We start from the raw sequence: 11,985 nt of genomic DNA on the forward strand, positions 1-11,985 counted from the left end.
GTTGGATCGGGGGCTGGACCGGGCTCATGCGCCCTGGAGCAGCCGGCCGGTGACGGCATGGCGCCGGTCGAACGCGACGGCAGCCGCTGCCCGGATCGCGGCACCGTCGACCGCGGCGATGCGCTCGGGCCAGGCCTCGGCGTCCTCGACCGACAGTCCGCTGCACAGGCAGGCGCCGAAATAGCGGGACGCACCCATCAGGCTGTCCCGATCATAGACGGCCTCGGCCAGCATGCGCTTTTGCACCCTGGCCAGCGCCTCGTCGGGCATGCCGTCGCGCACCACCCGGTCCAGCACCGCGTCCATGGCCGCCTCCACCGCATCGAGGCTGCCCCCCGGCCGCGGCACCGCATAGACGCGCAGCGTGGTCGGATCGAGCGCGACACCCCGGTAGAAGCCACCGGCATTGGCGGCGATACCCTGCTCGATCACCAGCTCGCGATAGAGTTCGGCCGTACCGCCGGAGCCCAGCCACTCCATCAGCACTTCCAGCGCATAGGCGTGGTCGCTGCCCGCACTGGCGAAGGACGGCACCAGGTAGGAGCGCATCACCAGCGGCTGGCCGACCCGCTCGTCGGCCAGCTCGATCCGGCGCTCGGCGAGCTGCGGCGGCTCGGCCAGGCGGACCCGCTCCGGCGTCCCGCGCCTGGGAAGGCGGCCGTAGCTGGCCTCGGCCAGCGGGCGCAGCTCGTCCGCCGTGATGTCGCCGGCGATCACCAGGATCGCGTTCTCCGGCCCGTACCAGCGTTCGTAGAATGCCAGCGCATCCTCGCGGGTATAGCTCTGGATCTCGTGCATCCAGCCGATCACCGGCAGGCGATAGGGATGATGGAGGTACTGGAGCGCCCCCATCTGCTCGGCCAGCTGCGCGCCCGGGTCGTTGTCGATCCGCTGGCGGCGCTCCTCCACGATCACGTCACGCTCGGGATAGACGATCTCGTCGACCAGCCGGAGATTGGCCATCCGATCGGCCTCCATCTCCATCATCAGCGGCAGGCGGTCCTTGGCGATCAGCTGGAAATAGGCGGTGTAGTCCACGCTGGTCTGGGCGTTGTCGTTGCCGCCCTGGCGCGCGACCTCCTTGCTGAACGCCCCCGGCGGGATCTTGTCCGTCCCCTTGAACATCAGGTGCTCGAGGAAGTGCGGCAGGCCGGACTTGCCTGCCGGGCTGTCGGCGCAGCCCACCTTGTACCAGACCCAGTGCGCCACCACCGGAGCGCGGTGGTTCTCGACCACCACGACCTGCATGCCGTTATCCAGCGTGAAGGTACTGGGGTGGAACAGGCCGCGCCTGGGCGGCACCACTTCCGCAGGATCGAGCTGGGGACCGGAGGCGGGATCGGACAAGGCGGCGCCCTCTTCTAGTTGATCGGCGGGGCTGCGAGCGGGACGCTGCCGACGCGCATGGTGAGCGGCCGCTCGGCCGCGTTGATGCCCGCTTCCTGCAGGCGCCGGCTCTCGGCCACCGGGTCCAGCACCACGCCCGGCTGGTCCTCCGGGCTGGTCTTCTGCCAGGATGCGATGAACAGGAAGGTGCGGTCGCTGATCGAGGTCGAATCGGTCTGCTCCTGCGCCAGCGCCCGGCGGATATCCGGGTCGGCGGCGGTCCCGCCGGAGGCGGCCAGGAGTGCCTGCTGGCCGGGCGAGGTCCGATCCGCAGCGGCGGCCGCGGGCGCGGCGGCGGGATCGACTGCGGCGGTCGTCACCGGTGCGGTGGTGGCGGCACCGAGCAGGACGTTGCGCGCCTGCCGCGACGGGTCGGCCTGGCTGATCGGCGGCGCGCCCGGCCGGGGCGGCGGCAGCTCGGCCATGGATGGCGGCATCTCCAAAGGTGCCTGGCGCACCACCTGGAACTCATCCGGCCCGCTGCGCAACAGGCCCAGTTGCTCCTGGACGGTGGTCTCGCCGCAGCCCGCCAGCAGCAGCATCGCCAGCCCGGCCGAAAGCCCGGGCAGGCCGGTCCCGAGGCTTCTCACGACGCGGCCTCCTTCTTCTTGACCATGAAGCTCTCCGCCACGAGCAGCAGCGCCCCCACCACGATCGCCGAATCGGCGAGGTTGAACGCCGGCCAATGATAGCCGGCCACATGGAAGTCGAGGAAGTCGACCACTGCGCCATGGCGCAGCCGGTCGATCACGTTGCCGATGGCACCGCCCAGCACCAGGCCGATCGCCAGGGCGGTGCCCCGGTCGCGCTCGCGGACCAGCCAGACCAGCAGGCCGACCGTGATCAGGAGAGCCAGGCCCACCAGGATCCAGGGCTCGGTGGCCTGGTCGCCGCCCAGCATCCCGAAGCTGACCCCGGGGTTCCAGACCAGCACCAAGTTGAAGAACGGCAGCACCGCCCACGGCAGGGCATCCGCCACGGCCAGGATCACCTCCTTGGAGACCTGGTCCAGGGCGAACACGACCAGAGCCAGGATCAGGGCCGGGCGGACATGGCTCATGCAGCGACCCGGAGCCGGCCGAGCACGCCGGTGCAGCGCTGGCAGACATGTTCCGGCGACGGCTCGACCTCAGGCAAGACCCGCCAGCAACGCAGGCACTTCTCGCCTCTGGCCGGGCGCGGCACGGCCGCGGCACCGGCCACGTCGTCCAGGCGGAACGCATCGGCCGGCGGCTCGCCCTCGACCAGGTCGAAGCCGGACGTGATGCACAGTTCAGCCATGTCCAGGCCAGCCAGCAGCCGGTGCTGCTCATGGGTCATGTAAAGGGTGGGTGCCGCCTCCAGCGAGCTGCCGATCCGCTTCTCGCGCCGCTCGATCTCCAGCACGCCCGTGACCACCCGGCGCAGATCGCGGACCTTGGCCCAGCGCTCGCCCAGCTCCGGCCGGTACCAGCTCTCCGGCAGGTCGGCGAAGCACTCCAGATGGATGCTGTCCGCACCTTCCCCGTGCCGGTAGCGCCAGGCTTCCTCGGTGGTGAACACCAGGACCGGGGCCAGCCAGCGCACCAGGCAATCGAACACCCGGTCCAGCACGGTGCGCGCGGCACGCCGGCGCAGGTCGTCCGGATGGTCGCAGTAGAGCGCGTCCTTGCGCACGTCGAAATAGAAGGCGGACAGGTCGATCGCCGCGAATTCCAGCAGGTCCTTGTAGGGCCCCAGGAAGTCATAAGCCTCGTTGCCGGCCCGGATCGCCCGGTCCAGTTCGGCCAGCCGGTGCAGCACCCAGCGCTCCAGCTCCGGCAGCTCCTCGTCCGGCAGGATCTCGTCGGGCGTGAAGCCGTGGAGGTTGGCCAAGAGGTAGCGCAGCGTGTTGCGCGCCTTGCGGTAGCTGTCGGCGGTGCGCTCCAGGATGTCCTTGCTGATCCGGATGTCTTCGGCGAAGTCGGTCGAGACCACCCACAGGCGCAATATGTCGGCGCCATGGGTCTTCATCAGGTCCATGGGCGAGAGCACGTTGCCGAGCGACTTCGACATCTTGCGCCCGGCGGCATCGACCACGAAGCCGTGGGTCAGCACCGCCTCGAAGGGTGCCCGGCCGCGCGTGCCGCAGCTTTCCAGCAGGGACGACTGGAACCAGCCGCGATGCTGGTCGGAACCTTCGAGATAGAGGTCGGCCGGCCAGCGCAGGTCGTCGCGGCCCTCCAGGGTGAAGGCATGGGTCGAGCCGCTGTCGAACCAGACATCCAGGATGTCGTCGACCTTCTCGAAGTCCTCCGCGCGGTACTTCTCGCCCAGGAACTCCTGCGGGTCGCGCGACCACCAGGCATCGGCCCCTTCCGCGCGGAAGGCATCGGCGATCCGCCGGCAGACTTCCGGGTCGCGCAGGGGCTCGCCGGTGGCCTTGTCGACGAACACCGCGATCGGCACGCCCCAGGCGCGCTGGCGGCTGACACACCAGTCCGGGCGACTCTCGACCATGGAGCCGATCCGGTTGCGGCCCTTGTCCGGGACGAAGGTGGTGGCGGCGATCGCGGCCATCGCCTTGTCGCGCAGCCGGTTCTCGTCGTCCATCGCGATGAACCACTGGGCAGTCGCGCGGAAGATGAGCGGCGCCTTGGAGCGCCAGCTGTGCGGGTAGGAATGGACCAGCGGTGCGGAGGCCAGCAGCGCCCCGCGCTCGGCCAGCGCCGCCATCACCGGCTCATGCGCCTTGAACACATGGATGCCGGCAAAGCCCGGCACGATCGGGGTGTAGGTGCCGTCCGGCGCCACCGTATCCTCGGCGGGAATGCCGTGCGCCGTGCCCAGGTTGAAGTCGTCCTCGCCGTGCGAGGGCGCCACGTGGACCAGGCCCGTGCCCTGCTCGGTGGTGACGAAGTCGCCGGGCAGGAGCGGCACGTCGAAACTGTAGCCGCCGGCCAGGCCTTTGAGCGGATGCTCGGCCTTGGCACTGGCCAGGGCGGTGCCGGGGAAGCGGCCGCGCAGGGCATGACCGGTGATCTTGGCGCTGGCGAGGAAGGATTCCAGCAGCTCCTCGGCCACCACGAGGCGGTCGCCCACCCGCGCCGTCGAGCCCTCGGCCAGTTCGGTGGGCTCGATCAGCACATAGGCGATCTCCTCGCCATAGGCGATCGCCCGGTTGGCCGGGATCGTCCAGGGCGTGGTGGTCCAGATCACCACCGCGGCGTTGGCGAGTGCCGGGTCCAGCGCCCGGGTGAGCGGGAAGCGCACCCAGATCGAGGTCGAGGTATGGTCGTGATACTCGACCTCGGCCTCGGCCAGTGCGGTCTTCTCGACCGTCGACCACATCACCGACTTCAGCCCGCGATAGAGCGAGCCGTTGTTCAGGAACTTGGCCAGCTCCTCGAAGATCGCCGCTTCCGACGAGAAGGCCATCGTCGTGTAGGGATTGTCCCAGTCGCCGAGGCAGCCCAGGCGCTGGAACTCCTTGCGCTGGATGTCCAGGTACTTCTCGGCGTGCCGGCGGCACTCGGCGCGGAACTGGACGATCGGCACCGCGTCCTTGTCCGCACCGCGCTTGCGGTACTCCTGCTCGATCTGCCACTCGATCGGCAGGCCGTGGCAGTCCCAGCCGGGCACGTAGTTGGCGTCATGGCCCAGCATCTGGCGCGAGCGGTTGATCAGGTCCTTCAGGACCTTGTTCAACGTCGTGCCCATATGGATGTTGCCGTTGGCATAAGGCGGGCCGTCGTGCAGGACGAACAGGGGCCGGCCCTTCGACTGCCGCCGAATTCGCTCCCAGAGCCCCGTCTCGATCCAGCGCTGGACGATCGCGGGCTCGCGCTCGGGCAGGGCCGCCCGCATCGGGAAATCGGTCTTGGGCAGAAAGACCGTGCTCTTCAGATCCTGGCTCATCATTCGGCAGTCGGCAGGGGAGACGACAAGAGCGCGCGGGCGGCAGCGGCATCCTCATGGATGCGGGCCACCAGCGCGTCCAGGTTCGGGAACCGGATCTCGCCGCGCAGCCGCTCGACGAAACCCACCCGCAGGCGTCTACCATAGAGGTCGCGGGCGATGTCGAACAGATGGACCTCCAGCACCTCCTTGACACCGTCCACCGTGGGCCGCCGGCCCCAGTTCAGGACGGCCGGGCGCGGCTCGTTCTGGTCCTCGCCGACGATCCCGACCTTGGCGGCATAGACGCCGTGGGCCGGCAACAGTGCGCGCGGGTGGAGCGGCTGGAGGTTGGCGGTGGCGAAGCCCAGCTTGTGGCCGAGCCCGGCCCCCTTGACCACCATGCCCTCCACCACGTGCGGCCGGCCGAGCAGCCGGGCCGCGGCGCGCGCCTGGCCCTCGGCCAAGAGGCTGCGGATCAGGGTGGAGGAGCAGGTCTCGCCGCCAATCGAGACCTTGCAGTGGACGATGGTCGCGACGCCGTGCCGGGCCAGGCGCTCGGCCAGGAAGGTCGCATCGCCGCCGCGGCCCTTGCCGAAGCAGAAATCCTCCCCCACCACCACCACCCGGGCCGCGAGCTGGCCGACCAGGACCGCGTCCACGAAGTCGGCGGCGGAACGGGCGGCGAACGCACGGGTAAAGCGCGGCACCACCACATGGCTGACGCCGATCTCGCCCAGCAGCTCCAGCTTGCGCCGCAGTGGGGTCAGGCGCCTGGGTGCCGTGTCCGGCTGGAACAGCTCGCGCGGGTGCGGCTCGAAGGTCAGCACGCCCGCGCGCACGCCCAGGTCCCGCCCTTCCGCGGCCGCCCGGCCCAGGATGGCGCGGTGTCCCAGATGAACGCCGTCGAAATTGCCGATGGCGAGCGCCAGGTGTCGGGCGGCATCGGGCAGACGGTCGAGATGGCGATGGACCTGCATGTGCGGCAGATGCGCGAGGGCAAAGGCCGGGTCAAGCCTGCCCGCCCGTCCCCCGTTGGCGCGCCGGTACGCTCAGGCGGCCTCGCGCGGGCGGCGCTGCACCATGAGGGTCGCCTCGCCGGCCAGCACCTTGGTGTCGCGCACGCGGCATTCGGTATCGAGGGTGACGCGGCGGCGCTCGTAGTCGACCACGCGCACCGTGACCGACGCCTTCAGCGTGTCACCGACCCGCACGGGGGCCAGGAACTTCATCGACTGGCTGACATAGATGGCGCCGGGACCGGGCAGCCGGGTGCCGAGCACCGCGGAGATCACCCCGGCGATCAGCATGCCGTGGGCGATCCGGCCCTTGAACATGGTGCCTTGCGCGAACTCCTCGTCCAGATGGACAGGGTTGGTGTCCCCGGACACGCCGGCGAACAGGACCAGGTCGGCATCGGTGACCGTCTTGCCGAGCGAGGCGGTCATGCCGGGCTGCAGATCCTCGAGATAATGACCCTGGTCGGACATGCGTTCCTGCGGCAGCGGTTGATCCGGCATCGGCGTGCCGCTCCGGCCTAGCGCGGCCGTATCCCGCAATGCAACAAGGGCGGCACTACGGCGGTAGCCGGCTACGTCACGAGCCCAGCCGCGACATCGGCCAGCAGAGGATAGCAAGATGGATGCTTTGACCGCGATCATGAGCCGCACGAGCGTGCCGCCGCTCAAGATGGGCAGTCCCGGGCCCGACCAGGCGACGCTGGACGCGATCCTGGCGGCCGGGGCGGCCGCACCCGATCATGGCCGGATCTCTCCCTTCCGCTTCCTGGTGGTGACCGGCGAGGCGCGCCAGGCGCTGGGCGAACTGTTCGTCGCAGCGGCACTGGCGGCCAACCCGGACACGCAAGAGGCCGACCTGGACAAGCAGCGCCGCAACCCGCAGCGCGCTACCGCGGTGATCGCGGTGATCACCCAGGTCCGGGCCGATCATCCCAAGATTCCGGCGGTCGAGCAGCTGGCCGCGGGCGCTGCCGCGATGCAGAACATGCTGCTCGCCGCCCATGCCAAGGGCTTTGCCGCCAAGTGGGTCACCGGCAAGAACGCCTATGACCCGGTGGTGCGCGCCGGGCTGGGCTGTGCCGGCGACGACGTGATCACCGGCTTCCTGTTCATCGGCTCCTACGAGGCGGAGCACCAGCCGAGCCCGAAGACCGACCCGGCCAAGCTGACCCGCTACTGGACCGGACCCGCCGCAGGCTGAGCGGCAAAGCTCCTGGCGAGTGCCGCGGCGATCGCCGCGGTGATTTGCTGGTGGGCCGCCGCACGCGACCGGCCGTGCGGCTCGCGGCACAGCGCATCGTCCTCCCCCTCCTCGGCCAGCAGCGCCGGCGCCGCCTCCGTGCATTCGGGAAAGGCGCTGAACGGGCCGGCGTCCGGGATGATGCGGGGACGCAGGCCGGGGCCGGCATCGGCCAGGGGGGCGGGATCCAGCCAGGGCGGCAGGGTCTCGGCCTCGCCCAGGCTCAGGATCGCCGCCGGCACCGCGAGCGTTGCCAGGCTGGCTTCGGCAAGACTGTCAGCCAGTTCCGGGTTCACGGCGACCACGGCGCGGATGCGCGCATCACGATGGTTGCCGGCGATGCCGGCCAGGTCCAGCGCGTCCAGCTCGACGCCCTGCCGGGCGAGCCAACGGCAGTCGGGGCTGGCGGGATGGCGCGTGCAGCTCAGCCGAAAGCGCTCCGGGTCCGGTTCCACCCCGGCCAGCGCCAGGGCGGCGGTCCCACCCAGGAAGAATCCGACTGCCGCCACCTGATCGCGGTCGATCCGGCCGGCCATCCCTGGTTCGGCTTCGAGGGCAGAAAGTGCGGCGACGAGCGCGGCCGGCCGCTGCCAGACCTCGCGGACGGCGATGGCCGCGTCGGCCTCGGCATGAGCGGGAGGCGGGATCACCAGGACGAGATGGCCGCGCCTGGCGAGCGCCGCGGCCAGCCAGTCCCCGCCGTGCGGGCTGGCGCGCAGCCCGCCATGGGCCAGCAGGATCAGGGGCAGCCTGTCGTCCGGCAGTTCCGCGCCGCGGCGCGCGGGTACGCCCTGAAAGACCAGGGAAGCACCGACCAGCTCCGGCACGCCACCCGCACCGGCCGGAAACCAGAGCTCGATCGTCCTGCCGACACCGGCTAGCGGGGCCGGCAGGCTGCGGATGCCGGCCTCGGGCGAAGCCTGGGCTAGGCCCTGCATGCCCACCACCGCCAGCAACAGGGCGATCCAGAGCCGCGTCATCCCGTCCTCCCGGACCGGCAGGTCGCCCGCTACAACAAAAAGAGGCAGCGCCGGCCGGCACTGCCTCTTCTCTCGAACCGGACGGCCGGGGCAAGCCCGGCCGTACTGGCGATCGCTCAGGCGGCGATCTTCTTCATGTCGTCGAAGCTGGCGACCGCGGCGTTGTTCAGCACGTTCATGGCGTCGGTCTGCACCTTGACCACGAGGTTGCCGAGCTCCTGGACGTTCGCGATGGCGGCCTCATAGGAGGTCTTGACCTTGGCGGCGACGTCGCCCGGCTTCACCTCGGTGGGCTTCGCGGTCATGAACGCCTGGCTGTCGGCCATGAACTGCTTGAACGAGGCCTGGGCGATCTCGGCCTGGCGCTGCGCCAGGGTGCGCATGCCGTCGGCGAAGATCTGCGAGGCGCCGGTGAAGGCATCGACGTTGCGCTTCTGGATGGCGACGAACAGGTCGGCATCGAACTTCGGGGCGGGGAAAGCATATGAAGCCATGGGAACTCTCCGGTCTGGCGGCAATGGGAGGCGGCCGTCAGTCGCTATGCTGCACCGCACAAAATCCTAGATAAGCGGCCCTCTCGCCAGTTTCAAGAGTTCTTTTGTGCAGTGCAACATGAGCCGCGCCCGCCGGCCTCTCGGGGCCGGTGCTTGACGTCCGGGCGTCCCGGGGCTAGATGCGCGCCACTGCGTGCCGGACTTCCGCCACCTGCGGGTCCCGTTCGTCCGATCGGTCAAGAATTCAGTTGAGGATCTCCCCATGGCACGTCGCTGCGCCGTCTCGGGCAAGGGCGTTCTCGTCGGCAACAATGTCAGCCACGCGAACAACAAGACCCGTCGCCGGTACCTGCCGAACCTGCAGTACCGCCGGCTCTACAGCGAGAGCCTGAAGCAGCAGTTCCGCGTCCGCCTGACCGCGGCGGCGATCCGCACCATCGACAAGCATGGTGGCCTGGACGGCTTCCTGGTCGAGGCGTCGCGCAAGGACCTGTCGCCCGAGCTGGCCCGTGTCCAGGAGCGGGTGGTGGCAGCGCGCGCTGCCGCGGCCCAGGCCTGACCTTTCCCATGGCGGCTGTCACGACCCGTCCGCTGCGCGCCCTGCCCTTCGAGGCAGTGGCGGCGATGGTGGCCGTGGTGGCCGCATCGAACTGGCTGGTCCAGTTCCCGATCAATGACTGGCTGACCTGGGGCGCGTTCAGCTACCCGCTGGCCTTCCTGGTCACCGACCTCACCAATCGCTGGTACGGACCCAAACGCGCGCGCCACGTCGCCTATGTCGGCTTCGCGCTGGGCGTGGTCCTGTCGATGCTGCTGTCCGATGTCCGGATCGCGCTGGCGTCCGGCGCGGCCTTTTTGACCTCGCAGCTGCTCGACATCACCATCTTCGACCGGCTGCGCCGCGCATCCTGGTGGAAGGCGCCGCTGGTGGGTTCGATCCTGGCCTCGGTCTGGGACACCGCCGTGTTCTTCGGCGGCGCCTTCGCGTTCACCGGCCTGCCCTGGCTGAGCTGGGCCATCGGCGACCTGACCGTGAAGCTGGCCATGGCGCTGGCGCTGCTGATCCCGTTCCGCGCGATCATGAACCTGCGCGCTTTGGCCCTGCCGAGCCCGTCCGCGTCCTGAACGGACGCTCTGCCGCTCATCCCTTCTCCGCCGATCATCCTTCCCCGACTGCCGACGGCTGCCAAGTGAATGCCAGAAGCAGCCGGCGCTGCAGGGCGAAGCCGTTGTCGTCGCTGGCCACCAGCAGCGAATAGCTGCCGTCGGGGAGCTGGCGAACCGCCATGGCCTCGTGATTGTCGCCGAGCGGCTCGTGGCGGATGACCGCGATCGTCCGGGGCGTGAACGCGTCGCCTGGCTGGTCCAGCGCGCCCAGCGGCAGTGCCAGGATCTCGCCGCGCCAGCCCGACAGGAGGCCGAAGCGGCGCAGCAGGACGAACAGATGGTCGCCCGCGACCGCGGCCTCGACCGGCAGGAGGTCGGCGGCCGGCAGCCTCAGCCAGCGCCGCTGCCAGTCCCCGTCCGCGTCCTGCAGCAGGACCAGCGCGCGGCCATCCGGCTCCACGGCCCCTTCCGGAATGGTGAGCAGCCGTCCGTCTGGCAGCGCCGCCACCGCTTCCGGGCCGGCATTGCGGTCGAGGAAACGCAGGTCGGGCGCACCTTCCAGATGGCCGATCCGGTAGTCGCCGGCCCGGCCTTCCAGCAGCGCCAGGCGCGGCCGGTTCTCCAGGCCCAGCACCACGCTGCCGTCCGGACGGACCGCCAGGGCCTCGAGATCGGCCCGGGGTGCACCACGCGCCACCAGCCGGCCATCGAAACGCCACTCGTTTGCGCATTCGGTGAGGGGCTGGTCGAGCGGGCAGGAGGTCTCCAGCAGGTCGCCCTGGTCGGTACCCAGGAGGAGCCGTTCGCCATCCAGCGCCATGGCGGACAGGCCGGTGATCGGCAGCTGCGAGCGCAGCTCCCAGGCAGCGGTGAGCACCGCACCTTCGGCCAGCCGCTGCGGCAGTTCCAGCTCCGGCACCGGCACGCGCTGCACCGATCCGGTCTCGGTGCCGGCCCGAACGGGCGGGGGCTCCGCGGCGCAGGCGACGAGCAGCAGGACGAGTGCTAGCGCACTGGAGCATCTGGGCAAGGGGCGGATCCGGAAGAAGCGCAAAAACAAAGGGCCGGTCGCCCATCAGGACGACCGGCCCAGCCCGGTCAAGAGCCGTGCGACAAGCGACGACTTAGTCGCTGCTGGTGCGCACGCCCATGAACTGCAGCAGGAACTGGAACATGTTGATGAAGTCCAGGTAGAGGGTCAGCGCCCCCATGACCGCCAGCTTGGTCTGGGCACCCGGCTCCATGTTCTCCAGATACATCTCCTTCAGGCGCTGCGTGTCCCAGGCGGTCAGGCCCGCGAAGATCAGCACGCCGGCGACGCTCACCGCGAACTGGATCGCGGAGGAGCCGACGAAGATGTTGACCACGCTCGCGATGATCAGGCCGAACAGCCCGACCACCAGAAACGTGCCCATCGCCGACAGGTCGCGCTTGGTGGTGTAGCCGTAGAGCGAGAGGGCGCCGAACGCGGCAGCGGTGATGAAGAAGGTCCTAGCCACGCTCTCGCCGGTGAACACCAGGAAGATCGAGGCCATGGACAGGCCCATCACGGCGCAGAAGGCCCAGAAGGTCATCTGTACCGCGGAGACGCTCATCTGGTTGAGCCTGAAGCCCAGGAAGAAGATGAAGCCGAGCGGCGCCAGCATCACCACCCACTTGAGCGGCGAGGTGAAGATCGGGATGTAGAGGGCCGGGGTGGCGGCCACGAACATCGCGATGATGCCGGTCAGCGCCAAGCCCAGGCCCATATAGTTGTAGATCGACAGCATGTAGCGGCGGAGGCCCGCGTCGACCTGGTCGACCGCTACACGTCCGCCCATGCGCGCCAAGCGGGGATCCGTGCCGAATGCCATGTAACCTCCTCAGGGGCGGCGGCGACCTCGGGTGGCCGACGCTCGTACGTC

General features: G+C 69.8%; 13 protein-coding genes. 3 read left to right on the forward strand and 10 right to left on the reverse strand.

The features are described 5' to 3' along the window. Nucleotides 1-24: 24 nt before the first annotated feature. The 6 genes from VNS22_RS09375 to VNS22_RS09400 all read right to left on the reverse strand — a co-directional run bounded on the left by VNS22_RS09375 (nucleotide 25) and on the right by VNS22_RS09400 (nucleotide 6,761). Nucleotides 25-1,347 carry a pitrilysin family protein gene (locus VNS22_RS09375; protein WP_325731754.1) on the reverse strand — a complete coding sequence of 441 codons (1,323 nt, stop codon included), beginning with the start codon at nucleotides 1,345-1,347 and terminating at the stop codon, nucleotides 25-27. A 14-nt stretch (nucleotides 1,348-1,361) separates the two neighbouring features. After that, on the reverse strand, nucleotides 1,362-1,976 hold the full coding sequence (locus VNS22_RS09380) for a DUF3035 domain-containing protein (protein ID WP_325731755.1): 615 nt from the start codon (nucleotides 1,974-1,976) through the stop codon (nucleotides 1,362-1,364). Further along, entirely contained in the window at nucleotides 1,973-2,446 is a 474-nt protein-coding gene (lspA, locus tag VNS22_RS09385) for a signal peptidase II (protein ID WP_325731756.1), read from the reverse strand. The genes VNS22_RS09380 and lspA overlap by 4 nt, the downstream gene beginning before the upstream one ends. Further along, nucleotides 2,443-5,262, reverse strand: coding sequence for an isoleucine--tRNA ligase (gene ileS, locus VNS22_RS09390; RefSeq protein WP_325731757.1), 2,820 nt, complete (start codon nucleotides 5,260-5,262; stop codon nucleotides 2,443-2,445). The genes lspA and ileS overlap by 4 nt, the downstream gene beginning before the upstream one ends. Continuing rightward, entirely contained in the window at nucleotides 5,262-6,221 is a 960-nt protein-coding gene (locus tag VNS22_RS09395) for a bifunctional riboflavin kinase/FAD synthetase (RefSeq protein WP_325731758.1), read from the reverse strand. Before VNS22_RS09395 ends, ileS begins: the two co-directional genes overlap by 1 nt. A gap of 72 nt (nucleotides 6,222-6,293) precedes the next feature. Beyond that, entirely contained in the window at nucleotides 6,294-6,761 is a 468-nt protein-coding gene (locus VNS22_RS09400) for a MaoC family dehydratase (protein WP_325731759.1), read from the reverse strand. 118 nt (nucleotides 6,762-6,879) lie between these two features. On the opposite strand from VNS22_RS09400, the gene VNS22_RS09405 reads away from it, so the two are divergent. Further along, a complete protein-coding gene (locus VNS22_RS09405; RefSeq protein ID WP_325731760.1) occupies nucleotides 6,880-7,461 on the forward strand; it encodes a nitroreductase in 582 nt (193 codons plus the stop codon). On the opposite strand, the gene VNS22_RS09410 is transcribed toward VNS22_RS09405, so the two are convergent. Both VNS22_RS09410 and VNS22_RS09415 read right to left on the reverse strand, forming a co-directional pair. Next, nucleotides 7,434-8,480 carry a hypothetical protein gene (locus VNS22_RS09410; protein ID WP_325731761.1) on the reverse strand — a complete coding sequence of 349 codons (1,047 nt, stop codon included), beginning with the start codon at nucleotides 8,478-8,480 and terminating at the stop codon, nucleotides 7,434-7,436. The genes VNS22_RS09405 and VNS22_RS09410 overlap by 28 nt on opposite strands. Before the next feature lie 116 nt (nucleotides 8,481-8,596). Next, the gene (locus VNS22_RS09415; protein WP_325731762.1) at nucleotides 8,597-8,974 is read right to left on the reverse strand and encodes a phasin family protein; all 378 of its coding nucleotides are present in this window, start codon (nucleotides 8,972-8,974) and stop codon (nucleotides 8,597-8,599) included. Nucleotides 8,975-9,236: 262 nt separating this feature from the next. Here VNS22_RS09415 and rpmB point away from each other — a divergent pair, with 262 nt between their 5' ends. Both rpmB and VNS22_RS09425 read left to right on the forward strand, forming a co-directional pair. Next, nucleotides 9,237-9,533 carry a 50S ribosomal protein L28 gene (gene rpmB, locus VNS22_RS28275; protein WP_349261755.1) on the forward strand — a complete coding sequence of 99 codons (297 nt, stop codon included), beginning with the start codon at nucleotides 9,237-9,239 and terminating at the stop codon, nucleotides 9,531-9,533. Between the two features lie 8 nt (nucleotides 9,534-9,541). Continuing rightward, nucleotides 9,542-10,099 (forward strand): VUT family protein, encoded by a 558-nt coding sequence (locus VNS22_RS09425; protein WP_325731763.1) that lies wholly within the window; start codon nucleotides 9,542-9,544, stop codon nucleotides 10,097-10,099. 34 nt (nucleotides 10,100-10,133) lie between these two features. Here the strand turns inward: VNS22_RS09425 and VNS22_RS09430 are convergent, their stop codons facing one another. Continuing rightward, entirely contained in the window at nucleotides 10,134-11,111 is a 978-nt protein-coding gene (locus VNS22_RS09430) for an esterase-like activity of phytase family protein (protein WP_325731764.1), read from the reverse strand. Nucleotides 11,112-11,205: 94 nt separating this feature from the next. Beyond that, nucleotides 11,206-11,901, reverse strand: a complete 696-nt coding sequence (locus VNS22_RS09435) for a Bax inhibitor-1/YccA family protein (RefSeq protein ID WP_349261757.1) — start codon at nucleotides 11,899-11,901, stop codon at nucleotides 11,206-11,208. Nucleotides 11,902-11,985 lie beyond the last annotated feature (84 nt).

The organism is Geminicoccus sp. (assembly GCF_035556675.1).
Classification (GTDB): Bacteria; Pseudomonadota; Alphaproteobacteria; order Geminicoccales; family Geminicoccaceae; genus Geminicoccus.

Excerpts from the sequence above, each read along its gene's own strand:
- lspA (WP_325731756.1), bottom strand. The coding sequence starts at position 2,446 with ATGAGCCATGTCCGCCCGGCCCTGATCCTGGCTCTGGTCGTGTTCGCC.
- VNS22_RS09435 (WP_349261757.1), bottom strand. The coding sequence starts at position 11,901 with ATGGGCGGACGTGTAGCGGTCGACCAGGTCGACGCGGGCCTCCGCCGC.
- rpmB (WP_349261755.1), top strand. The coding sequence starts at position 9,237 with ATGGCACGTCGCTGCGCCGTCTCGGGCAAGGGCGTTCTCGTCGGCAAC.
- VNS22_RS09395 (WP_325731758.1), bottom strand. The coding sequence starts at position 6,221 with ATGCAGGTCCATCGCCATCTCGACCGTCTGCCCGATGCCGCCCGACAC.
- VNS22_RS09425 (WP_325731763.1), top strand. The coding sequence starts at position 9,542 with ATGGCGGCTGTCACGACCCGTCCGCTGCGCGCCCTGCCCTTCGAGGCA.
- VNS22_RS09415 (WP_325731762.1), bottom strand. The coding sequence starts at position 8,974 with ATGGCTTCATATGCTTTCCCCGCCCCGAAGTTCGATGCCGACCTGTTC.
- VNS22_RS09405 (WP_325731760.1), top strand. The coding sequence starts at position 6,880 with ATGGATGCTTTGACCGCGATCATGAGCCGCACGAGCGTGCCGCCGCTC.
- ileS (WP_325731757.1), bottom strand. The coding sequence starts at position 5,262 with ATGAGCCAGGATCTGAAGAGCACGGTCTTTCTGCCCAAGACCGATTTC.
- VNS22_RS09400 (WP_325731759.1), bottom strand. The coding sequence starts at position 6,761 with ATGCCGGATCAACCGCTGCCGCAGGAACGCATGTCCGACCAGGGTCAT.
- VNS22_RS09410 (WP_325731761.1), bottom strand. The coding sequence starts at position 8,480 with ATGACGCGGCTCTGGATCGCCCTGTTGCTGGCGGTGGTGGGCATGCAG.